The organism is Streptomyces sp. NPDC005202 (assembly GCF_040608235.1).
Lineage (GTDB): Bacteria > Actinomycetota > Actinomycetes > Streptomycetales > Streptomycetaceae > Streptomyces.
Map to the genome: position 1 here is coordinate 1 of NZ_JBEXHW010000050.1, position 22367 is coordinate 22367.

General features: G+C 69.1%; 20 protein-coding genes, 1 tRNA gene and 4 pseudogenes. 11 read left to right on the forward strand and 14 right to left on the reverse strand.

The features are described 5' to 3' along the window. Positions 1 to 91, forward strand: a pseudogene (locus ABZV31_RS35515) (IS5/IS1182 family transposase); the annotation flags it as partial. Between the two features lie 203 nt (positions 92 to 294). Further along, positions 295 to 702 carry a winged helix-turn-helix domain-containing protein gene (locus ABZV31_RS35520; protein WP_355900977.1) on the forward strand — a complete coding sequence of 136 codons (408 nt, stop codon included), beginning with the start codon at positions 295 to 297 and terminating at the stop codon, positions 700 to 702. Positions 703 to 802: 100 nt separating this feature from the next. Here the strand turns inward: ABZV31_RS35520 and ABZV31_RS35525 are convergent, their stop codons facing one another. Continuing rightward, a complete protein-coding gene (locus ABZV31_RS35525; protein WP_355900978.1) occupies positions 803 to 1630 on the reverse strand; it encodes an alpha/beta hydrolase in 828 nt (275 codons plus the stop codon). Between the two features lie 301 nt (positions 1631 to 1931). Continuing rightward, positions 1932 to 2189 carry an amino acid--tRNA ligase-related protein gene (locus tag ABZV31_RS35530; protein WP_355900979.1) on the reverse strand — a complete coding sequence of 86 codons (258 nt, stop codon included), beginning with the start codon at positions 2187 to 2189 and terminating at the stop codon, positions 1932 to 1934. Between the two features lie 15 nt (positions 2190 to 2204). Between ABZV31_RS35530 and ABZV31_RS35535 the strand changes: the two genes are divergently transcribed. Continuing rightward, the gene (locus ABZV31_RS35535) at positions 2205 to 2366 is read left to right on the forward strand and encodes a hypothetical protein (protein ID WP_355900980.1); all 162 of its coding nucleotides are present in this window, start codon (positions 2205 to 2207) and stop codon (positions 2364 to 2366) included. Positions 2367 to 2464: 98 nt separating this feature from the next. After that, positions 2465 to 2623 (forward strand): hypothetical protein, encoded by a 159-nt coding sequence (locus tag ABZV31_RS35540; RefSeq protein ID WP_355900981.1) that lies wholly within the window; start codon positions 2465 to 2467, stop codon positions 2621 to 2623. Positions 2624 to 2931: 308 nt separating this feature from the next. On the opposite strand, the gene ABZV31_RS35545 is transcribed toward ABZV31_RS35540, so the two are convergent. The 5 genes and pseudogenes from ABZV31_RS35545 to ABZV31_RS35565 form a co-directional block, all read right to left on the reverse strand. Then, on the reverse strand, positions 2932 to 3768 hold the full coding sequence (locus ABZV31_RS35545; RefSeq protein ID WP_355900982.1) for a methyltransferase domain-containing protein: 837 nt from the start codon (positions 3766 to 3768) through the stop codon (positions 2932 to 2934). Positions 3769 to 4603: 835 nt separating this feature from the next. Further along, positions 4604 to 4996 (reverse strand): molybdopterin cofactor-binding domain-containing protein, encoded by a 393-nt coding sequence (locus ABZV31_RS35550; RefSeq protein ID WP_355900983.1) that lies wholly within the window; start codon positions 4994 to 4996, stop codon positions 4604 to 4606. Between the two features lie 61 nt (positions 4997 to 5057). Continuing rightward, positions 5058 to 5333, reverse strand: a pseudogene (locus ABZV31_RS35555) (xanthine dehydrogenase family protein molybdopterin-binding subunit); the annotation flags it as partial. A 56-nt stretch (positions 5334 to 5389) separates the two neighbouring features. Next, positions 5390 to 5756 (reverse strand): annotated as a pseudogene (locus ABZV31_RS35560) (transposase); the annotation flags it as partial. 175 nt (positions 5757 to 5931) lie between these two features. After that, a tRNA-Met gene (locus ABZV31_RS35565) sits at positions 5932 to 6005 on the reverse strand. Positions 6006 to 6229: 224 nt separating this feature from the next. Here ABZV31_RS35565 and ABZV31_RS35570 point away from each other — a divergent pair. From ABZV31_RS35570 to ABZV31_RS35580, 3 genes and pseudogenes are all read left to right on the forward strand, one after another. Beyond that, positions 6230 to 6589, forward strand: a pseudogene (locus ABZV31_RS35570) (hypothetical protein); the annotation flags it as partial. Positions 6590 to 6684: 95 nt separating this feature from the next. Then, complete coding sequence (locus ABZV31_RS35575; protein WP_355901003.1) at positions 6685 to 6942, forward strand: nitrilase-related carbon-nitrogen hydrolase; 258 nt, start codon at positions 6685 to 6687, stop codon at positions 6940 to 6942. Between the two features lie 413 nt (positions 6943 to 7355). Continuing rightward, on the forward strand, positions 7356 to 8054 hold the full coding sequence (locus ABZV31_RS35580; RefSeq protein WP_355900984.1) for a DUF4232 domain-containing protein: 699 nt from the start codon (positions 7356 to 7358) through the stop codon (positions 8052 to 8054). A gap of 132 nt (positions 8055 to 8186) precedes the next feature. On the opposite strand, the gene ABZV31_RS35585 is transcribed toward ABZV31_RS35580, so the two are convergent. From ABZV31_RS35585 to ABZV31_RS35615, 7 genes are all read right to left on the reverse strand, one after another. Then, positions 8187 to 8468 carry a hypothetical protein gene (locus tag ABZV31_RS35585; protein ID WP_355900985.1) on the reverse strand — a complete coding sequence of 94 codons (282 nt, stop codon included), beginning with the start codon at positions 8466 to 8468 and terminating at the stop codon, positions 8187 to 8189. Continuing rightward, entirely contained in the window at positions 8411 to 8881 is a 471-nt protein-coding gene (locus ABZV31_RS35590) for a hypothetical protein (RefSeq protein ID WP_355900986.1), read from the reverse strand. Before ABZV31_RS35590 ends, ABZV31_RS35585 begins: the two co-directional genes overlap by 58 nt. Positions 8882 to 9455: 574 nt before the next feature. Next, the gene (locus ABZV31_RS35595; RefSeq protein WP_355900987.1) at positions 9456 to 10466 is read right to left on the reverse strand and encodes an ABC transporter permease; all 1011 of its coding nucleotides are present in this window, start codon (positions 10464 to 10466) and stop codon (positions 9456 to 9458) included. Between the two features lie 23 nt (positions 10467 to 10489). Next, positions 10490 to 11452, reverse strand: a complete 963-nt coding sequence (locus ABZV31_RS35600) for an ABC transporter permease (RefSeq protein WP_355900988.1) — start codon at positions 11450 to 11452, stop codon at positions 10490 to 10492. Beyond that, a complete protein-coding gene (locus ABZV31_RS35605; RefSeq protein ID WP_355900989.1) occupies positions 11445 to 12962 on the reverse strand; it encodes a sugar ABC transporter ATP-binding protein in 1518 nt (505 codons plus the stop codon). Before ABZV31_RS35605 ends, ABZV31_RS35600 begins: the two co-directional genes overlap by 8 nt. A 1-nt stretch (position 12963) precedes the next feature. Then, the gene (locus ABZV31_RS35610) at positions 12964 to 14061 is read right to left on the reverse strand and encodes an ABC transporter substrate-binding protein (protein WP_355900990.1); all 1098 of its coding nucleotides are present in this window, start codon (positions 14059 to 14061) and stop codon (positions 12964 to 12966) included. Positions 14062 to 14231: 170 nt separating this feature from the next. Beyond that, complete coding sequence (locus ABZV31_RS35615; protein ID WP_355900991.1) at positions 14232 to 15245, reverse strand: LacI family DNA-binding transcriptional regulator; 1014 nt, start codon at positions 15243 to 15245, stop codon at positions 14232 to 14234. Positions 15246 to 15402: 157 nt separating this feature from the next. Between ABZV31_RS35615 and ABZV31_RS35620 the strand changes: the two genes are divergently transcribed. From ABZV31_RS35620 to ABZV31_RS35635, 4 genes are all read left to right on the forward strand, one after another. Further along, the gene (locus tag ABZV31_RS35620; protein ID WP_355900992.1) at positions 15403 to 18006 is read left to right on the forward strand and encodes a PA14 domain-containing protein; all 2604 of its coding nucleotides are present in this window, start codon (positions 15403 to 15405) and stop codon (positions 18004 to 18006) included. A gap of 988 nt (positions 18007 to 18994) precedes the next feature. Beyond that, entirely contained in the window at positions 18995 to 19408 is a 414-nt protein-coding gene (locus tag ABZV31_RS35625; protein WP_355900993.1) for a hypothetical protein, read from the forward strand. Between the two features lie 486 nt (positions 19409 to 19894). Then, positions 19895 to 21328, forward strand: coding sequence for a sugar porter family MFS transporter (locus tag ABZV31_RS35630; protein WP_355900994.1), 1434 nt, complete (start codon positions 19895 to 19897; stop codon positions 21326 to 21328). A gap of 48 nt (positions 21329 to 21376) precedes the next feature. After that, on the forward strand, positions 21377 to 22351 hold the full coding sequence (locus ABZV31_RS35635; protein ID WP_355900995.1) for a carbohydrate kinase: 975 nt from the start codon (positions 21377 to 21379) through the stop codon (positions 22349 to 22351). The last annotated feature ends 16 nt before the right edge of the window (positions 22352 to 22367 follow it).

Here is a 22367-nt window from a genome sequence, read left to right on the forward strand (position 1 = left end):
GCACCGCCGCTACGAACGCAAGGCCGAACACTTCCTGGCCTTCACCGCCATCACCTGCACCCTCATCTGCTACCGCAGACTCACCAAATGAGACGGCGTCTTAAGGGGGCGGGTTACGTCGTGTCGTGACGTCTGTCGTGGGCCCCGCTATGCCAAAGGAATGAGGTATCTCGATGGCGGCGGGCTGACGGCTGAGGAGCGGGCTTGGCGCGAGCGGATCCGGTTGGCGGCCGCCGATCTGATGGAGGCAGGAGTCAGTGACCGGGAGGTGGCCCGGCGGTTCCGGTGACCCGGATGTCGGCGAACTGCTGGCGGCGGGCGTTGGCTTCGGGGGGCCGTCAGGCCCTGGCCTCCAAGGGTCCTGGCGGCGCCGGCTGCAAGCTCGACGTCGGCCAACTGCGTACTTTGGAGGCAGTGTTGGAGGCCGGTCCGGTCGCGTGCGGCTGGAGTGACCAGTGCTGGACTCTGGCCCGGATCGCCGAGGTGGTGCGCCGCCGGTTCGGGGTCGACTACACCCTGGCCGGGCTGGACCTGCTGCTGCACCGCATCGGCTGGAGCGTGCAGGTCCCGGCCCGCAAAGCCACTGAGCGGGATGAGCCGAAGATCGCCGCCTGGAAGGACGAGCAGTGGCCCGTCATAAAAAGAGAGCGGCGGACTTGGGCGCCTGGCTTGGCTTCGAGGACGAAGCCGGCCAGGGCCTGAGGCCGCCCAAGGGCCGCACCCGGGGCCACCGTGGCCGGTTGCCTGGCGCAGATCCCGGGATGCTGCCGGGTGATTCCCCGCTGCTCGCGCAATTTCCCACTTAACTCTGGACGAAGTCGAGGAGGTCTCGGGATAGACGCTCCTTCTCGGTATCGGTGATGCCGTGCGCCGCGCCCTCGTAGACCTTGAGCTGGGCGCCTTGGATCATCTGCGCCGAACGCTTGCCGCCAACCTCGAACGGCACAATCTGATCATCATCGCCGTGGATGACCAGCGTGGGCACGTCAATCCCCTCCAGGTCCGGACGGAAGTCCGTCGCGGAGAACGCGGCGATGCATTCGAAAGCTGCGCGGTGACCAGCAAGCATGCTGTTGAGCCAGAAGCCGTCACGGATACCTTGGGCGACATCACCGCGCCGGTTGTGGCCGAAGAACGGACCGTCGGCGAGGTCACGATAAAGCTGCCCACGACCCTTGCGCTCACCGTCGCGGATGCCGTCGAACACTTCGACAGGCAGTCCCTCGGGGTTGTCGTCGGTACGAACCATCATCGGCGGTACGGCCGAGACCAGGACGAGCTTGGCAACCCGCGCGCTGCCGTGCCGCCCGACGTAGTGCGCCACTTCGCCACCACCGGTGGAATGGCCGGCCAGAGTGAGACCAGTGACGTCGAGATGATCGAGCAGTGTGGCCAGGTCATCGGCGTACGTGTCCATGTCGTTGCCGTCCCACGGTTGCGAGGAACGGCCGTGACCGCGTCGGTCGTGTGCGATCACCCGGCAGCCGTGCTCGGCGAGATAGAGCGCCTGTGCTTCCCAGGCGTCAGCGTTCAGGGGCCATCCGTGACTGAGCAGGACCGGCGTTCCGTTCTTCGGACCCCAATCCTTGTAGTAGATCTGCGTGCCGTCGTTGGTCTCCACGTACCCCATCACAGTGTCCTTTCGTTCGTGATCCACTGAAGGCGAACATAGAGGACAAACGATCCAGGCCCACTCAGGGCGCGAATCTCCGTTGCCAGTAATTATTTCGTCACCCAGAGTCCACATTTCGTCAGTTCCGCTCGGTGGCGCCCAGGCGCGATCAGGACCGGAGCCAGATGAGGAGTGCGGCAGCCCGCCGCGAACTCCAGCCGTCGTCGACCGGTCCGGCGTGTCATTCATCGCGTCCTCCCGGGGCATCATGCCGTGACATACGGCCGAACCACAGCCGAGGGGAACTGCAACGGCTCGTTCAGCCGCGACACGACCGGAATATCCCGGATGCAACGCCCATGCCGAAGCCCGAGGTCCGCATCGAAAGTTCCTCACGCATGCGCACGTACCACGCGTACTCCTCTTCCTTGACGCCGTGTGTCGCCATGGAGGTGCGAAGGGTCTGCGCGTCCGCCTGCCGCTCGCCAAAGCCGATGACCTCGCCGGGGCCGAAGAACAGGTCCGCGTTCCGCGCTGTCTTGCCGTCGTCGTCCGCGAACGCCTGGTAGAACGGCACGGTCAGGGAATCGAAGTGACGCACCCACAGGAACTCGACACCGTCACCGCCGTACAGCGCGGCCGGGACCTCGCGGAGGCTGAGGCGCGCGGCGAAGACCCGACAGGCGCGTGGACCGACGTGACGGACCGCGTCCTCTCCGAGGCTGACCGCATCCGCGCCCGCGGCGCCGCCTGATTCCCAGATTGCTCGATACGCAGTGTCGTCGGCCCGCTACTCCTCCCGCGTGGACCGCCACTGCCACGTAGACGATCAATATGCTTTGGGAGCAGTGCGTGACCTACCGCCTCAAGTACGACTCGGCCGCCGAAGCCGTCCACGAGGCGATGCCCCAGGCCGCCAACGAAGCCCTCACCCTTGTACTCGCCGCCGCCTGCCACGACCCTCTCGGAGTGACGGAGCCCTACGGCGAGGACGCGGCATCATGCGGATGATCGTCACCGAGGAGGCCTTCGCCGTACTCCTCATCGGCTACACCCTCAAGACGATCACCGTGCTCCAGGTGGCCTACCTGAGCTGAGGAAGACCAAGCCCGGTCGTGCGCCGACCGGGGGCTGCGCGCGAATGACCAGGGTGTGTCCGGCGATTCACTGCACCCCATCGGACAGCCCTTGGTGGTGGCTACTCCTTGTGTGTCACCCTGCGCGCCGGTCCGGTGATGTGGCGGTACCCGCCGGCGTAGAGGCGGCGCCGACCTGACGGACGTGGCCTGCCGGCGGCGGGTGCATATCCAGCCGCCCGGTCATCGTGGCTTTGCCGGTTTCCAGCCCCAAGCAGTCAGCATTCCGGGAGACAGTCCGGCGCATGTCGGAGAGTCCAGCCAGCGTTCCGCTTCGTCGATCCCGGCGTCGTCCACCATGCCCGTCCCCACCATCGCGGCACGCGCCCGGTCCCATGTCCGGGCCCAGAACCGGCTGATGGGGCTGCCCGGCACCAGGGGCGGGACATGGATTTCGGCGGCCACGGATTCCAGCCCGGCCGCAAGCATCAGCTGGGGACAGCGCGGTACCCACGAGACGTCGGTGCCGATCGTCTCGCGCAGCCCCTGCCACATCGCCCGCATGGCGACCGTGTACGGGGTGTCCGGGGCGTCATCGGTCGTCAGGTCCACCGCGTCGCTCAGCACGAGTACGCCTCCCGGTGCGAGCAGCCCGGCGAGACGCTCGACCATCCGAGCGGGAGACGGCAGGTGCATCAGCACGAACCTGGCGTGGACGAGATCGAAGAGACCCGGCTCAAAGCGATCGGAGGCCACATCGGCCTCGAGCGCGGTCAATCCCGCGACGGGCTCGGATGCGAGGAACCGGATGTCCCGGTCCACCGCCACAACCTCGGTGACACCCGCCTCGCGCAGAAGCAAGCGTGCCACCGTTCCGGTTCCGGCACCCACGTCCAGACAACGCCAGCCCGGCCCGGCACCCAGCTGCCGCAACCGCGCGATCGTCGTGGCGTCGTAGACGGTCGCCCCGAGGTCGATCCGCTCCGACTCACCCGCGTCCTGCGGACGGAATACCCGCTCGCCATAGTGCCCGGGGCTCTCGGATCCTCGATGGACCCCGGAGCCGTCTTCACGTGCCACGCATCCATTGTCGTGGCAGGACACGGACCGTACACCTTGTGGCACCCCCGCATGGCCAGCCCGCCCGCGACCCACTTGCGCCACGACGCTCCGCCCCGAGTCCCGCCGCTACCCGGGCCCGAACTCACCACGGCTGACGGCGCCAGGGCCACGCACGGCAGGGCCGAGGGGCAGCGCTTCCCTGTCACCCGGGGCCCTGCCTACGGGGAGCCGGCTTCGACCTGCCCCGTGGCTTCCCCTGTCAGGACATCCTGCGGCAGAGCAGGTCGGCGGGACCCGCAGTACTGCCCAGCCGTGTGTTGAAGGCGATCCCGGCGGCGTACTCGTCATCGGCGCACTGGCCTTTGCAGTCGCCGTGGGCGAAGTCGCCGCCGTACGCATCGGCGTCTCTCGGCCCACAGCACCAAGCCCGTCCCGGTCGACCTGGCGGATCCCCTGGCGCTCTGCCCAGGCCGGCTGTATGCAACTGGGAGACCTCCGGAAATCGCCCCCTACGGGCAGTTGTCTACGGGGCTCCGGAAAACGCCGGCGGAACCGTCAAGCTGCTCAGCGACGGCCCCACCGAACAGACCATCAGCACCGACCTCGCCACGCTGCCGCCCTCGGCCCGCAAAGTCGTCATCGCCGCCGCCACCGACGGCTATCGCCCCTTCGGCGACATCGGCGCCCTCCACATCACCGCGGCCCGGCCAGCAGCGGCGCGCCCTCATCCAGGCCACCCAGCATCACTGAAGGCACCATGATCCTCGCCGAGATCCACCGACGCGGACCCCTGTGGCGACTGCGCACCCCTGTCCTTCGCAGGCAGCGCGAACCGGGCCGAGCGGTGGTCACCTCACAGCAATGAGTCGAGCGTGATCGGCAGGGACCGGATGCGTTTGCCGGTGGCGTGGTAGACCGCGTTGGCGACCGCGGCGGCGATGCCCACCAGACCCACTTCGCCGATCCCCTTGGTTCCGGTCGCGCCGGCGCGGTCGGGCTCGCCCACGAACACGACGTCCATGTCCGGGATATCGGCGTTGACGGGGATGAGGTAGTCACCGAAGGTGCCGTTGGCGATGCGGCCGGACGGGGCGTCCGTGATGGTGTCCTCGAGGAGGGCCTGGCCGATGCCGCCGACGGTTCCGCCGACGATCTGGCTCCGGCCGGTCTTCTCGTTGAGGATGCGGCCGCCGTCGATCGCGGACACGACACGCGCGACGCGTACGAGCCCCAGGTCTGCGTCCACGGCGCACCTCGACGAACTTCGCGCCGAACGCACCGGAGAGCGCCATCCCCAACGCCTCCGGTGACGCCGGGGTGCTGTAGCCTTTGGCCGTCAGCTCCGTGAGGCCGTGGCGGCGGAGGATGTCGGTGTACGCCTCGCCCTGGTCGGGCCGCCCGACCAGGTGGATACGGCCGCCCGCGACCTGCACCGTATCGGCCGAGGCGCCGTGGAGCGGGGAGTCGTTGTCCTTGCCGGCGAAGTCGACGAAATTCTTGACGCGTTGCCTGCACGCGTGGTGGATGGCGTTGCCGAGGGCGATGGTGAGTCCGGAGCCACCCGCCTGGGGTGCGGCGGGCATGTCCGAGTCGCCGAGGTCGAAGCGCACCCGCTCCAGCTCGAGCCCCAGGCACTCGGTGCGCCGGGCAGGACCGCGCCGATCGCGGCCACCAGGCCAGTGTGCGCGTCGGAGACGACCAGCTGGACCCCGGACAGGCCGCGGGCGATCAGCGAGCGCAAGAACGCCAGCCAGCCGGCCCCGTCCTCAGCGGTGGCCACGTCGAGGCCGAGGATCTCGCGGTGCCCGTCCGCGTTGACGCCGACCGCGATCAGCGCGTGGACGTTGATGATCCGGCCGCCCTCGCGGACCTTCCGGGTCAGTGCGTCGACCCGGACGAACGCGTAGGGACCCTGGTCCAGCGGCCGGTTGGAACGCGGCGACCTGCTCGTCCAGGTGCCGGGCCATCGCACTGACCTGGGACTTCGACAGCTGGGTCACGCCGAGCCAGCAACCGACTTGATGTCAGCGGCCCGGTCTCGCCGCCCGCGCGGGATTGCCCGCCGACGCTGCCGAGGAGCTTGCGTACTCGGTGCAGGGGTGGCAGGAAACAGAACTGCGGCCCGAAACGCAGTGGGAATCATGCGGAGGGGCTCGGCAATCGCCGAGCCCCTCCTTCTCGTAGCGGGGACAGGATTTGAACCTGCGACCTCTGGGTTATGAGCCCAGCGAGCTACCGAGCTGCTCCACCCCGCGTCGGTAGGACCACTGTACACAAGTTCAGACATCGGGCGCTGCCCAGCCAGACCACCGGCGGGTGCCGTCCGCCTCAGTCCCAGTGCGGTTCCTCGACCTCGGTGGCCAGCATCGAGCACGCAGGTCCTTCCCAACGGCCGTGCGTGCCGGGCAGATCCGCGCGAGCACCGCAGGCGTCGCCGTCGGGCGCCTGGCGAAGGCGGTCCGCGAGGACCCGGTGGCGGATGCCAGGAAGCGAGAAGGAAGTTGACCGCTTCCGCTCCACCGCACGAGGCGGCGTTCAGCCCGGCCTCCGTGCAGCCGACCGCGTCCCCGTATTCGGCGGCGAAGGAGCAGTCACCGGCTCCGCCCCTGGCAACTCCGAGGACGCCAGGGGCAGTGAGCGTATCGTCGGCTACTGTGAGGACGGCGGCACCGAGCGCTACAACGTGGCCGTCTGCGTCAGCGGCGACGGCGTGCTCGGTCGCCACCGCAAGGTCCCCCTCTCGCCCGGCGAGGTCGCCGCGTACGTGCCCGGTGACCGCTTCGACGCCTTCGACACCCCCGTCGGACGCATCAGCATGCTCATCGACTGCGACAAGACTTTTGCCGGATCGGCAAGGTCGCTGGCCGTGGACGGTGCCGAGATCCTCGCCCGCCTGTCGGCCCGGCCCAGGACCGCCAAGCCAAGCTCTTCCACCTGTATGACCAGGCCCATGCCGCCGAGAAACAGGTCGTCCTCGCCTCCTCCAACCAGACCGGCACGATGGGCGGCATGCGCTTCCTCGGCCAGTCCAAGGTCGTCGGACCCGGCGGCGACATCCTCGCCCGCACCTGCGCCAAGCCCGGCCTGGCCGTCGCCGAGGTCGACATCGCCGGCGAGAGAGATCGCGCTCGCTGCATCCTGCGCCACCTCGACGAACGCCGCCCCACCACCTGGCGGGAGATCCGCTCGTGACGCAGCTGAAGATCGCCCTGCTCAGCTACAGGTGTCACTTCCGTTCGAAGATCCACCGTTGACCGTACAGACCCACGGCATCGAGGGATGACGGTCACCACTCGAGCCGATGCCACGAACGTGCTTTTCCCCGTCTGCGACACCTGCCGGGCGTCGACGTGGACACGGTCGCGGACGTCTTCCTGCTCAGCTGCAACGCCACGTCGGCCACGCCGTCGCAGAACGCTGCCCAGCCCGCGCCCGACGATGCGTCGGCAGTTCCACAGAACCGCTGTGTGATGGCTCACGGACGGCTCAGGCATCCCGGTGGGGGCAGCGACCGTCCTCTCCCGTGCGACGTGACCACGTCGTACCGAACGATGGGACGCGGTACGGGAGTCCGCGCCGGTCGACGAACACAGGGGAACATACCGATGCGACTTCGCACCATCACCGCCACGGCAGCTGTCGTCATGGTGGCGGGTTTGGGTCTCACCGCCTGCAGCTCCAACAACGGCGACAAGGCCGCGAGCACCAACGACAGCACCACCTCGGCCTCGCCGGGCACCGCGGTGAGCGGCGAGGCCGCCAAGTCAGCTACCGGCGCTGCCGCCTCCACTGCCAAGGGTTCGACCACCGGCGGCAAGAGCGGCAAGCGCGGCACGGGCACCGGCGGCACGGGCGGCGGCACGGTGGCTGCCTGCACGACCAAGACCACCAAGGCGCAGTTCGTCGCCTCCGCCACGCACGCCAGCGAGTCGGAGCCGGCCGCCGCCACCATCAAGATCACCAACATCTCGGGCAGGACGTGCACCATCGTCGGTGCCTCGTCCTTGACCGCCAAGGACGACCAGAACAAGGCCGACCCGATCGAAGCCGACAACTCACGCGGCGGCACCGACGCCGTCGACCTCAAGCCCGGTGCCACGGCTACGGCCACCGTTCTCTACACGGACCTGAACTTCGACGGCAGCCCGTCGGGCCGTGAGGTATGTGCCGTCCAGGCGTCCAAGGTTCAGATCGCACTGCCCAAGGACGTGGCCCGCACGGTGCAGGTGACCAAGGCCAACGGCGCGAGCGGCGTCTTCAGCGTCTGCAGGCCGGAGGTGAAGTTCGAGGGCTTCACCCTCTGACCTGAGGGTCGGGTGGCCTGGGGGGCGCCTCCAGGCCACCCGACGCAGGCGCAGGCCGCGAACACCAGGACGGTCAGACCGGCAACACGTGACCACAGGCGGCGAGTCGCGCGCGCAGCCGCCCGCTGTTCGTCATCGCGTGCCTGGAGACTCGCCGCCAGGAACACCCCTTCCAACGCACTCAGGTCGCCTCGCTCGGCTCTCTTCCACGGCTGCCAGCCGTGCGCCTCGGTACAGCCCGCCAGGGTTGCACTCCCACACCTCCCAGGCCCGCGCCGCCTCGGTCAGCCGCCGGTGGGTGCGCACACGTTCGCGATCGGAGTCGGTCCAGCCGCGCAACCGGGGCCAACCGCTGATCAGAGCCTCATGGGGCAAGGTCGACGGTGTCCTGGTCGAGCGTGAGCAGGCGGGCACGGGCAAGGCGTTCCAAGACCGTCGCCGTGTCGGCCGCAGCGCTCGACGGTGTCCTGGTCGAGCGTGAGCAGGCGGGCACGGGCAAGGCGTTCCAAGACCGTCGCCGTGTCGGCCGGAGCGCCGAAGTCGAACTCCCCCCTTGCCACAGGGCGTCGGGTATCGGGGGACCCCTCCCCGGCTGTGATGAGGCGCAGCAGGATCCGGCGGGCGAGGTCGGCCTGTGCCGGGGTGAGGCGGGCGTAGGCTTCCTCTGCGGTCCAACCGATGGCACCATGCAGGCCGCCGACTACCGCGTAGGCCCGCAGCGTGAGGGCCCGGCCTCTGCGCCGGCGCCAGGCCTCCAGCCGGGCGTGCGCCATCAGCTGCACCGGCCCCGCACTCGGATCCCATGGGCTTTCGCGACGCCCCGCCATCAACTGCTCTCCTGCCCCGTCCCGCCTCCCCCGTGGGTGCGGCGCTTTCGTTCGAGAAGGTCCACGCGCCGCCGCAGTGGCGCGCGGCCCGGGTGGTCGCGCACCTCAGGTGCCGGCCGACGGCCCAGCGGTGCTTCCCCGTCTTCCTCGGTGACGGCGTCGCCGGCACGAGGCGGCCCACATGGAACGAGCACACCGGCCGAGCGGCTCTGCCCGGCGAGGGGGTTGCTTCCCTGCCGCGTGCGATTCACCACAGCCCGTTAGATTGAGCACAATCTAATTGCGGGCTAGCGTCTGCGGAGAGCCATGACGACACAGGAGGCATCACTATGAATCCCGTCCACTACAAGGACTACCGCCCCACCGAACGCCCCGCCTACCAGCAGGAGTTGGACGCAGTCGTGACTCAGGTGGCCCGTCGTACCCGCGTCTCGGTCGAGGACGAGGCCGTCGGCCGCACCGTCCGCACCGCCCACGGAAAGAGCTCCTGGGGCTTCGACGCCCCAGGCGCCGTGGATGATGTGGGCGACTGTCTGCCGCTTCACGCGGCGCCCGTCGGGACGCCGCGCGCTGTTCACAGCACGCGCTGGCGGCGGCCGAGCCAGGTCTGCGCGACGACCACGACCGCCAGAAAGGCGCCGCTGACCACCTGTTGGTAGGCGGAGTCCAGGGAGCCGATCTGGTTGATGACGTTCTGGATCACCTTCAGCAGCGCCACGCCGACGAGCGAGCCGCTGATGAAGCCGAAGCCGCCGGTGAGCAGGGTGCCGCCGATGACGACCGCCGAGATCGCTTCGAGTTCCATGCCTGCGCCGAGGATCGTCACCCCCGACACGAGCCACGCCGCGTTGAGAGCACCGGCGAGACCAGCGCACAGTCCCGACAGGGTGTAGACGGCGACCTTGGTCCGGGCCACGGGCGCGCCCATCAGATCGGCCGCGTCCTCGTTGCCGCCGACCGCGTACACGTACTGGCCGAAGCGGGTGCGCCTGAGGACCACGGCGCCCAGCACGAACAGCACAAGCGTGATCCACACCGATACGCCGATCCCGAGCAGTGAGCCCTGCCCGAGTTTCGCGAAGAACGAGCCCTTGTCCACGAGGTACGTCCGTGACCCCTCGTCGGTGAGCGCGAGAAGGACGCCCCGGGCGCCGAGCATCGCGGCCAGGGTGACGATGAACGGGGCCAGCCCGGAGCGGGCGATCAGCAGCCCGTTGACCAGTCCGACGAGCCCGCACACCGCCAGGGGCAGCAGCAGTGCCACCGCGGTGCCGTACTGCGAGCCCCACGCGGCGAGGACGCCGCCCAGGGCGAACAGCGAGCCGACCGACAGGTCGATCCCGCCGGTGACGATGACGAAGGTCATACCGAGGGCGACGACGGCGAGGAAGGCCGACGACAGTGCCATGTTCTCGAGGTTGTCGCCGGTCAGGAAGGTGTCGAAGCTCAGCGACGCGACCACCATGGCGATCACGAGGGTGACCAGGGCGCCGTGCTGCTGGGCGAGCGCGCTGAGGCGTTCCGAGCGACTCGCGCCCGGCGGGTCGTCGTCGGTGGCGGTGGCGGTGGCGGTTTCGGTCCGCATGCTGGCTTCCCCGGTGTCCGTGGTCATCGCTTCCCCCGTTCGCGTGCCGCGTAGACGGCACCCACGATCACCACGGCCTGCGCGATCTGCGTCCACGACGGCGGCAGGTCGTGCTTGATGAGGGTGGTGGTGAGGAGTTGGATCAGTACGGCGCCCGCGACCGTGCCGCCGATACGGACCCTTCCGCCGCTGAGCGGGGTGCCCCCGACGACCACCGCGGTGATGGCGGACAGCTCCATCAGCGTGCCCAGCGAGGTGGGGTCGCTCGCGGTCAGCCGGGCGGTGGCCAGCACGCCCGCGACCGCAGCCAGCGCGCCGGAGCAGACGTAGACCACGACGAGGACCCGGCGGACGGGCAGTCCCGCGAGGCGGGCCGCCGGCCGGCTGTCGCCGATGGCCAGCAGTTGCCGGCCGAACGTGGAACGCCGCACGACGAATGCCACGAGCAGGGCGAGCGCGGCGGCGATCACGACGAGGTAGGGGACGCCCAGCACGTCACCGGATCCGAGGGCCGCCATGCGGGGGTCGTGGACGTCCTTGAGCTGCGGGAGCAGCACCAGGGCGAGGCCACGGGCGGCGACCATCAGGGCGAGCGTGGCGACGATCGGCTGCACGCCCACGAAGGCGATCAGCGCCCCGCCCGCGACGCCGACCACGATGCCGCCGACGACCGCGATCAGCGTGGCGATCCAGGGGCCGTACCCCAGGTACAGCGACAGCAGCGAGGTGGACAGGGCCATGACCGAGCCCACCGAGAGGTCGACCCCCTCGGTGCCGATCGCGAGCGCCATGCCGAGGGCGACGATCAGCACGGGGGCGACCTGTACGGCCTGGGTGCGGAAGTTCTCGGCGGAGGCGAAGTGCGGGGTGAAGGCGAAGTTGAACAGCAGCAGGACCAGGACACCGCCGTAGACACCGTAGTTCTGCAGCAGGCGCAGCACCCGGTCGCGGTCCACCGTGCCGCGGACGAGGGTGAGGTCAGTCATCGTGCCCTCCAGCGGGTACAGCGGCGATCGCGCGCATCAGCTCGTCCTCGGTGACGGCGTCGCCGGTCAGCTCGCGCACCACCGCACCGTCCTTGAGGACGACCACGCGGTCGCTGCCCTCGATCAGTTCCTCGGTGTCGGAGGAGATCAGCAGGACAGCGAGGCCGTCGTCGGCCAGTTCGTCGACGAGTGCCTGCACCTCCGCCTTGGCGCCCACGTCGATGCCACGTGTCGGCTCGTCCAGGAGCAGCACCTTGGGGTGCAGGGCGAGCCACCGGGCCAGCAGCACCTTCTGCTGGTTGCCGCCGGACAGTTCGCCGACCTTCTGATGGGGCCCGGCGGCCTTGATGCGCAGCTGCTTCATGAAGGTGTCGACGATCCGGTCGATGCGGGCGTCGTCGACCAGGCCGAAGCGCGACAGCCCCGGCAGCGCGGCGAGCGCGATGTTCTCCCGCACCGACAGGCCCGGCACGATCCCCTCGGTCTTGCGGTCCTCGGGCAGCAGGCTGATGCCGGCCCGGATCGCCGCCGCGGTGGATCCTCCGCGCACCGGCACACCGGCCACGACGACCCGGCCGCCGTCGACGGGCAGGGCTCCCGCGATGGCCTTCGCGGTCTCGCTGCGCCCGGAGCCGAGCAGTCCGCCCAGGCCGACCACCTCGCCGGGACGGAGGGACAGCGACACGTCGCGCAGCTGATGACGGGCCGTCAACCCCTGTGCCTGAAGTACCGGTTCGGCCGCCGCGTCGTGAGACCCGGTGAATTTCGTCAGGCCTTCCTGGCGCACCTCGCCGATCTCCCGCCCGAGCATCAGCGCCACCAGCCGCAGCCGGTCGAGATCGGCGAGCCGCCCGGTGTGCACCACCCGGCCGTCGCGCAGCACGGTGACCGCATCGCAGATCTCGTACAGCTCGTCCATGCGGTGGCTGACGTAGATCACCGCGATGCCGCGCTCGCGCAGGGTGCGGATCACCTCGAACAGCGTGCGCACCTCGCGGGGTTCGAGCGACGAGGTGGGTTCGTCCATGACCACGACCCGGGCGTCGATCGCCACGGCCCGCGCGAGCGCGACCATCTGCTGTGCGCCGACGCCGAGTTCGCGCAGCGGACGGCGTACGTCGACCCGGATGCCGAGGCTCCGCAGGGTCTCGTCCGCCTCCTGGTGCATCCGGCGGAAGTCGATCAGACCCAGCCGGCCGCGGCGCTCGCGGCCGAGGAAGAGGTTGCGGGCCACGCTCATCAGCGGGACGAGGTTGACCTCCTGGTAGATGGTGGAGATGCCCGCCTGCTGCGCCTGCAGGGGTGTGGCGAAGCGGACCGGGGTGCCGTCGTAGGTCACCTCACCGGCGTCGGGCTGGTGGACGCCGGTGAGTACCTTGATCAGCGTGGACTTGCCCGCGCCGTTCTCGCCGACCAGGGCGTGCACCTTCCCGGCGCGGGCGGTGAAGTCCACGTCGGACAGCGCCCGTACGCCGGGGAAGGTCTTGCACAGTCCGGTGACCGTGAGCATCTCAGTAGGCCTTGCCCAGGTCGGACTTGGCGTTGCTCTTGGTGTAGGAGCTGTCCTGGATGACGATGTCCTGCGCCACCTTCTGGCCCTGGGTGAAGGTGTCCAGGGTCTGGAAGGCCAGCGGCCCGAAACGCGGGTTGGACTCGATCACGCCGTCGATCCAGCCGTCCACGATGGCCTGCACGGCGTTGCGCGTGCCGTCGATCGTCACGATCTTCACGTCGCCGGGCTTCTTGCCCGCTCCCTTGAGGGCGTTGACGGCGCCGAGTCCCATCTCGTCGTTCTCGGCGTAGATCCCCTTGATCCCCGGCTTGGACTGGATCAGGTTCTCGGTGACCGACTGGCCCTTCTCGCGGGCGAAGTCGCCGGTCTGCCGGAAGACGATCTTCAGGCCGGGTGCCATCTCCTTGATGCGGTCCTCGAAGCCCTTGGTGCGTTCGGTGGTGACGTTGTTGCCGGCCGCGCCGAGCAGGATGGCGATCTCGCCCTTGCCGCCGGTCGCCGCGATCATCTGGTCGGCGGCGCGCTTGCCCTGCTCGACGAAGTCGGAGCCGATGAAGCTCACATAGTCCTTGCAGGCACTGGCGTTGATCTTGCGGTCGATGGTCACGATGGGGATGTGCTTGGCAGCCGCGGTGCGCAGCACCGGTTCCCAGCCGTCCGAGTTGAGCGGTGCGACGACCAGCAGGTCGGCGCCCTTGGCAATGAGGTCCTGGACGTCGCTGATCTGCTTGGAGAACTGCGACTGGGCGTTGGCGGTGAGGAGTTTGACGCCCCGCTTCTGGGCCTCGGCCTTGATGGACGCCGTCTCGGCGATGCGGAAGGGGTTGGCCTCCTTCTCGGACTGGGAGAAGCCGACGGTGGCGGACTTCAGGTCCAGCTTCTTGCCGCCGTAGGCGTCGATGGTGCAGATCGGTCCGGATCCGCCGCTCGGTGAGGCGACGACCTGGCCGGAGTCCTGCTGCTGCGAGGCGGCCTTGTCGTTACCGGAGCTGTCTTCGGACTTGGTGCATCCGGTCATGAGCGCCAGGCTCGTGACGAGGCCGGTGGCGAGCAGTGTCCGTGCGGAGGTGCGACGCGGTGGTGCGCTGGGCTTCATGGGAGTCCCCAAACGGCGTGGCCCCGGCGCGCTGAGAGCGCTCACCGGGGGAAGGACGGCTCTTGCGGTCAACTCGGCTTGCACGTCGTTCAGGGGAGGTTTTTACATCGTTGGAAGGGTGCTGTAAACCCTCCCGGCCGAGATCGCGTCGGGGCGGGTCCGGGCCGCCATCACCGTCGCCCCAGCGTGCTCTCCCGCTCCACCAGCCGGAATTCCGCGGTGAGTTCGCGTCCGCCCGGCTCGCCGCGCCCCGAAAGACTGCGCAGCAGCGAGGCCACCGCCATCCGTGCGATGGCCTGCTTGTCCGGTGCAATCGTGGTCAGCGACACGGCGCCGAAGCGGCCCTCGGCGATGTCGTCGAAACCCACCACGGCGACGTCCCACGGCACCCGCAGACCGCGCTCGTGCAGCACCCGCATCGCCCCGATCGCGATCAGGTCGTTGAACGCGAACACGGCATCGGGGCGCACGCCCGAGTCGAGCAGCTGGGCCATGGCCCGGGCACCGTCGTGCCGGTCCCAGCCGCCGACCGGTACCACCAGGTCGTCCGGCGCCGGCACCCCCGCCGCGGACAGCTCCTCGCGCCAGCCGGCGAGGCGCAGGTGGGCGGGGCGGTTGGCGGAGTCCGTCCGGGCGCCGAGGTAGGCGATGCGGGTGCGGCCCCGGCCGAGCAGGTGGCGTACCGCGGCGCGTGCGGCGGCCACGTTGTCGATGGCGATGTGGTCGTGCGGAGCGTCGTACTCCCGCTCGCCGAGCAGGACCAGCGGCACGTCGTCGGACCGCCCCTGCAGGTCCTCGGCCTCCAGCTCCAGCGGGCTGAGGATGAGCCCGTCGATGACGCGGCCCCGGAAGCCCTGGCTGACCAGCACTTCCTGCTCCCGCCTGCCGCGGGTGTGGTCGAGCAGGACCGTGAACTCGTGCTCGGCGGCCGCGTCGATCACCGCGGTAGCCAGCTCGGCGAAGTACGGGTTGCCGAGTTCGGGAACGGCCAGCGCGATGATGCCCGTGCGGCCCTTGCGCAGGTGCCGCGCGGTCAGGTTCGGCCGGTAGCCCAGTTCGTCGATGGCCTCCTGCACGCGAGCCCGCATCGCTGGTGTGACGTGCGGATAGTTGTTTACGACGTTGGACACGGTCTTGATCGAGACGCCGGCCCGTTCGGCCACGTCCTTCAGGCTGACCCGCAAGGGATCTCCTCGGCATCGATGGGAGCTCCGGAAGCCGGAGCCTTGTCATGACCCTGGACAGCGGCCTGGAGCCGTGCTCTCATGCCAACTGCCGTGCTTCCAACGTTGTACAGACTGAAGCAGTGAGCCGCCACCCTTCCTCAGCCAAGGAGGATCCGTGCGCATCAGACCACTCAGACACCACCTGTCCCTACTGCTCGCGGCCGCGCTGGGCCTCGCCGGGCTGACCGCGTCGCCGACCGCGACGGCCGCCGACGACCCCGTCGAGGTCCACGGCCTCAAGGGCGAGTACTACACCCAATCGGCCCCGGGAGCCTTCGACTTCGCCCAGCTCAAGGCCACCGGATTCGACCCGCAGCTCGACTTCGACTCCCTCGAGTCCCGCCTGAACTCGGCCACCGGGCAGTCGGACGACGTCAGCGTCCGCTGGACCGGCCGCATCGTGCCGGAGAAGACGGGCCCGACCACCTTCTCGATCATCGGCGACAACGGATTCCGCCTCTGGGTCGACAACAAACTCGTCATCGACCACTGGGTCGACGACTGGGACCGAGAACAGACCGGCGCCCCGCTCGAGTTGACCGCCGGCAAGGCCTACGACATCAAGGTCGAGTACTTCGAGCACTACGGAGGCTCCAACCTCCACCTGCGCTGGACCCCGCCCGGCGGGACCAAGACCGCCGTACCGCAGTCGGCGTTCCTGCTGCCCGAGGGGTACGACTACGACGGCGCCATCGCCACCACCGTCCTCCGGGACGGCCGTACTCTCCGACTCGACTTCGCCCAGGCGCTCGACAGGCCCGACGCCCGGCTCACCGACCACCTCGACGCCGTCATAGGCGGAGCCACCTGGCCGCTGGGCACCGCCCACCTGAACCCGGCCGACCCCAAGTCCCTGCTCGTCTCGCTGAAGGAACCCGTCGTCGGCAAGAAGACCGGCACCGCGCTCGGCCTGGCGGACGTCCGCTACGACGGCCAGGGCGGCCTGATCGGCAAGGACGGCAACGTTGTCAGCGCGTTCTGGAGCAGCGGCGCCAACCACTCCACCTACGAGCTGCGCACCAAGTGGGCCGACGACGTCACCCCGGCCAACGCCCACCGCGAGTACCCGAGGCCCCAGCTCACCCGCGACGCCTGGCAGAACCTCAACGGCAGCTGGCAGTTCGCCGCGGCAAAGGAGGGCGAGCAGCCACCCGTGGGCCGTAACCTCGGCGAGCGGATCCTCGTCCCCTACCCCGTCGAGTCCCAGCTCTCGGGCATCGAACGGCACGAGGACCGGATGTGGTACCGCCGCACCTTCACCGTCCCCTCCGGCTGGAAGATCGGTGACCACAGGCGGCTGCAGCTGAACTTCGGCGCCGTCGACTGGCAGGCCGAGGTCTACGTCAACGGCACCAAGGTCGCCGAACACAAAGGCGGCTACGACAAGTTCAGCGCCGACATCACCGACGCCCTCAAGCCCGGCCGCACCCAGGAGCTGATCGTCGGCGTTTACGACCCGACGGACGCCGCAAACGGCGAGAACCCGCCGCGCGGCAAGCAGCGCCTCGACCCCAGCGGCATCTGGTACACCCCGTCCTCCGGCATCTGGCAAACCGTGTGGATGGAGCCCGTCGCGGCCGACCACGTCGACCAGCTGAAGCTGACCCCGCACGTCGACACGGGTACGCTCACCGTCGAGCCGCAGGGCGTGCGCGACGGAGTCCCCATCACCGCGGCCGCGTACGACGGCAGGCGCCGAGTCGCCACCGCCACCGGCCGCACCGGCGAACCCGTCACCCTGAAGATCCCGCACGCCCGTCCCTGGTCACCCGACGACCCGTTCCTGTACGACCTGAAGGTGAACGTCGGCGACGACCGCGTCGGCAGCTACTTCGGCATACGCTCCATCGCGGTACAGAAGGTGAACGGCGTCCCGCGCACGGTCCTCAACGGCAAGCCGGTCTTCATGATGGCCACCCTCGACCAGGGCTTCTGGCCGGACGGCCTGCACACCGCGCCGAGCGACGAGGCGCTCGCCTACGACCTGAAGATGCACAAGAAGATGGGCTTCAACGCCGTCCGCAAGCACATCAAGGTCGAGCCCGACCGCTGGTTCTACTGGGCCGACCGGCTCGGCCTGCTGGTGTGGCAGGACATGCCGGCGATGACGGCGGGCGTCAACCCGAGCACCGCCGCCCGTGCCGAGTACGAGCGCGAGATGAAGCAGATGATCGACGAGCACATCAGCAGCCCGGCGGTCGTCATGTGGGTCGTCTTCAACGAGGGCTGGGGCCAGTACGACATCGGCCGCGTCGCCTCGCAGGCCAAGTCCTGGGACCCCACCCGGCTGGTCAACAACATGTCCGGCCTCAACCTCGGGGCCGACGGCGGCGCCGGCGACATCATGGACGAGCACGGCTATCCGAGCCCGGCCCTGCCGCCGCACCCGGACGGCCAACGGGCCCTGGTCAGCGGCGAGTACGGCGGTCTGGGCCTCGCGGTACCGGGCCACGCCTGGTCGGTGCAGCAGTCGTACGTCGACGTCGATCCCACTACCTACACCGACGACTACCTGCAGAAACTGACCGAGGTGCACGCGCTGGCCTGCCGCGGCAGCAACGGCGCGGTGTACACGCAGATCTCGGACGTCGAGGGCGAGCTCAACGGCCTGATGACATACGACCGCAAGGTGATCAAGCCCGACGTGCGGCGCCTGAAGGCGGCCCACGACGCGCTCATCGACGACGCGTCACGGGCGGTACCGGCAGGGTGCGCCTGACACGGGGGCAGAGCCGGCCAACGCCTCCCCGCCGCGCGCCGGACGACAGCCCGCACCCCCACCCGTGACGGTCCCCGGCCCGGTCCGCCCTCCGCCGAGGCGGAGGGCGGACCGGGCCCGGACCTCTCTCACGCTTCCGACGATGCATCACTCACCGCTCCACCCCGACGCCCCGCGCTGCCGGAGCCACCCCCACCGAAGTCGCGTGCCGTTATCTCCGTCTGTCACGTCGCGTTGCGCGTGCACTGTACCGAGATACTTCTCGGCGTCATACGCGCCCCAGGAGGGGCGATCGGTGTCGGCAGGGCGCACGAACCGAACGGTGGCACCATCGAGGGGACAGAAGAACAGATCGTCCCACCCCTCCGGATCCCTGGGTGAGTGCGCGGCCGTGGCACAGCTTCTGGGAGCCTCAGGCAGTTCCTTCCCTGACGGCCTCTCCGCTTGCATTCGTCCTCACCTCTACCAGCTCACCATGTGCCGCAACCAGGCTTTCCCTGTCCCGCGCCACGGGGAGGCTCACGGCCCTGGTGTTCACCCCATTTCGCCAACCAAGCGGCCGCGCCGGAGATGGCTTGGCTCTGTTCACGACTCGCGTCAGCAGTTGTTCACGACTACGGGAGGCACCCGCAGGGCGGCGAGGTCGATGTCCACGACTACGGGAGGCAGTCAGGACTGAGGCGCGTCACCCGGCGACGGCACGGCCACTACTGACCGCCTGTCGCCGTAGCCAGCTCATTTGCCGGGGGTGAGGAATAGCCAGTCAGATCGTGCGCTAAGCCCCCGGCCGCCGCCGGGGCCCGTGACCAGGGCTATTCAGGGCCGGAGCGAAGGTCGTGTTGTCGAGTCCCCCCCGCCATCGCCGATCGGCCGTCAAGGCGCTTTCGGGTACCGGGTGCCCGTGTCGCCGGCCCGTCAGGATGCGGGTCTGGTTCGCTCACCCCTACAGGTGCCGTCCGGCACCTGACACCACAGAAGCGGAGCAGACATGGCAGACCTGGCCGACGGCCTCTATCGGATCTCCTTCACCCCCGAGCAGTTTCTCACTGGGCCGGACTCTCGTGCCGGAGGGCTGCTGATGCTCCTGCCAGACAGCGGGGGTCCCGGGCAGGACTGGAAGGTGCAGAGCACCGGCAACGGCGCCCACACCATCAGCACACCCCGCGACCTGCACGTGAGCTACGACGGCGACCCGGACATGCACGAGCTGTCCATCCTGCTGCCCGAGGCCCGCGACTGGCACCTCACCCCCGGCGACAGGCCCGACAGCTTCATCATCGGCGTCCCGAACACCCCGATGCGACTCGGGATGAGCCTGCTGCGGGTCTTCCCGCCCCGCATCGCACTGGCTCCCGAGTACGGGCCCGCATACCAGGCCTGGACCTTCCAGAAGGTCGGATAGCCGCACTGCCCGCGGACCCGCGCACCCGCCCCCACCAACGTCCTCTCAGCGAAACGACCCCCGTGAGCACGGCCTATGCCGGTACGGACCGGATGCGCGGGTCCCGGCGACGGACAGGCACCCCCACCGTTCCGGGGCGGAACGAAGGTCGGCTCCAACTGCCTTGCCACAGACATCCCACGCCAGTGTCCCCAAGCGGGTAGGTGTCCACCAAACCGGAGCAACATCAGAAGGTCTCCATCGGAACTTGTGCACGCGCCTTCGGAACACCTTGCATCCATGAGCACGCTTGTGTCAGATACCGAGCGTTTTCCAACCTCAGGCTGATGTGGCGAGGTGGAGGGCGAGGACGGTGGTGGAGCGGGTGCCGTTCGTGCAGCCCGGGTCGCATCCTTGACAGTCGGCAGAAAGCGCGCGGAAACTTCACTTACAGGTCAAATATGGACACTCATTCCGGGTAGGCCCGTGCGCCTTCAGAGGTGACCCATGAGTGACAACGTTCCTGCACAGAGCACCAGCGGTGCGGAGGCGCATGCCAGGTCGGTCTGGCCGATCCTGGGACCCGCGCTGATAGCGGCGATCGGTGGCTTCCTTTTCGGGTACGACACGGGCGTGATCTCCACCGCCCTGCTCTACCTGGCCCCTGCCTTCCATCTCTCCGATGCGCTGCAGCAGGTGGTGGTCGCCTCCCTCCTGCTGGGTGCGATCGTGGGAGTGCTCACTGCCGGCCCGCTCGTGGACTGGATCGGTCGACGTCGCATGATGATGATCGCCGCGGTCGTGTTCGGCGCCGGTGCCCTGGTCTCGGGGTTCACGCCGAACTCGACCATCCTGATCGTGGCCCGCTTCTTCCTCGGGATCGCCATCGGGACGGCGTCGCTGGTAGTGCCGACCTATATCGCGGAGATGGCACCGAAGGCGATCCGGGGCCGGCTCGTCTCGCTGCAGCAGCTGATGATCACGGTCGGGATCCTCGTGTCGTACATGGTCGGCTACGCCTTCGCGGACAGCAAGGGCTGGCGCTGGATGCTGGGCCTGGCCGTCGTGCCGTCCGTGGTGATGCTCATCGGTCTTCTGGGCCTGGCCGAGAGCCCCCGCTGGCTGCTGGCGCGTGGCCGCGAGGCCGAGGCGCGACAGATCATGCTCCGCTCCCGCTCGGCCGGGGAGACCGACGAGGAGATCGCCGAGATCCAGGCCCTGGCCGAGGCGGAGAGCCACTTGACCTCCCGGGACTTGCTCACTCCCACGTTGCGGCCCGCGATCCTGCTCGGGGTGGCCGTGGCCGCGACCAATCAGCTGGTGGGCGTGAATGCGATCATCTACTACACGCCGACGCTGCTCACCCGGTCAGGCTTCGGAGCCAGCGCGGCGATTCTGTCCACGGTGGGCATCGGCCTGGTCAACGTGATCGTGACGTTCACCGCGCTCGCACTGGTTGACCGGCTCGGCCGGCGGCCGCTGCTCCTGGGCGGCACGGCCCTGGTGGTGCTGGACCTGATCTTCCTGGGTGCGCTGTACCTGTTGCCGAGCCAGGGGGGAGTGGTCGGCCTGCTGACCGTTCTCGCCCTGTGCATCTACATCGCCGGCTTCGCCGCGAGCCTCGGTCTCGGCATCTGGCTGATCAACAGCGAGATCTTTCCCACCGCCGTCCGAGGCAAGGCCGCCGGATTCGGGACGGTGACGCACTGGGGTCTCGACTTCCTGATCTCACTGACCGTGCTCACCATGATCACCCTGCTGACCGCCACCGGCCTCTTCTGGCTGTACGCGGTCTTCGGCATCCTCGGCTTCATCTACCTCTACCGGCGCATGCCGGAGACCAAGGGCCGCAGCCTGGAGGACATCGAGAGCTCGCTGCGCCGCCGGGCCGACGTTCAGCCGAAGACGACCCCGCCCACCACCCGGCCGAGGCCCGTCTAGACCGCACAGCGGTGACGCCCCGCGACCCGGCCATGAGGAGGCTTCCCTGTGATCGTCATCTGCGGCGAGGCGCTGGTGGACCTCACGCCCACCGTGTGCGACGGTGCGGAGGCCTACGTCCCCCATCCTGGCGGCTCGCCCTTCAACGTGGCGGTCGGCGTCGCACGTCTCGGGGTTCCGGCCGCCTTCCTCGGCCGTCTCTCGCAGGATTTCTTCGGCCGGCTCCTCAGGGAGCGACTGCTGGCCGAAGGCGTCCACCCGACCTATCTGAGCGAGGGACCCGAGCGTACGGCGCTGGCGTTCGTCCACGTGACAGCGCACGAAGAGCCGGAGTACTCCTTCTACGTCGAGAGCACCGCTGACCGCATGCTGCGGATCAAGGATCTGCCGACCGAGTTCCCCCCCGAAGTCAACTCGATCCACTTCGGCTCCTTCTCGCTGGTGCTGGAACCGGGCGCGTCGACGCTCGAAGCCCTCATGCAGCGCGAGCACGGCCGCCGCGTCATCTCGCTGGACCCCAACGTGCGCCCGTCGCTGATCCTGGACCCCGAGAACTTCCGGGAGCGGTTGCATCGTTGGATCGGCCTGAGCGACGTGGTCAAGGTGAGCCGTGCCGACCTGTCCTGGCTGTATCCGGGAGAGCCGGTGAGCAGCGTCGCCCGGCGCTGGCTGAGCCTCGGCCCGAGCCTGCTGGTGGTGACGATGGGCCCCGATGGATGCCTCGGCATGACGGCGGCCGAATCGGTGCGGCTACCGGGGCGGCAGGTGGAGATCGTCGATACCGTCGGCGCCGGCGACTCCTTCATGTCCGCGCTCCTGGCCAGGCTGCACGCCGGCATGCGGGTGACGCCGGGCCTGATCGAGGAGCTGTCGGGGGCACAGCTGCGTGACATTCTCGACAACGCCGTCCGGGCTTCGGCCCTGACCTGCACACGGGCAGGCGCCGAGCCGCCTTCGCGGGCCGAGCTCGAAGGATCGCCGGGTAACGTCCGGGGGCGTGGCGTATCGACGACCACTGGATGATCCGGTTTCAACCCAG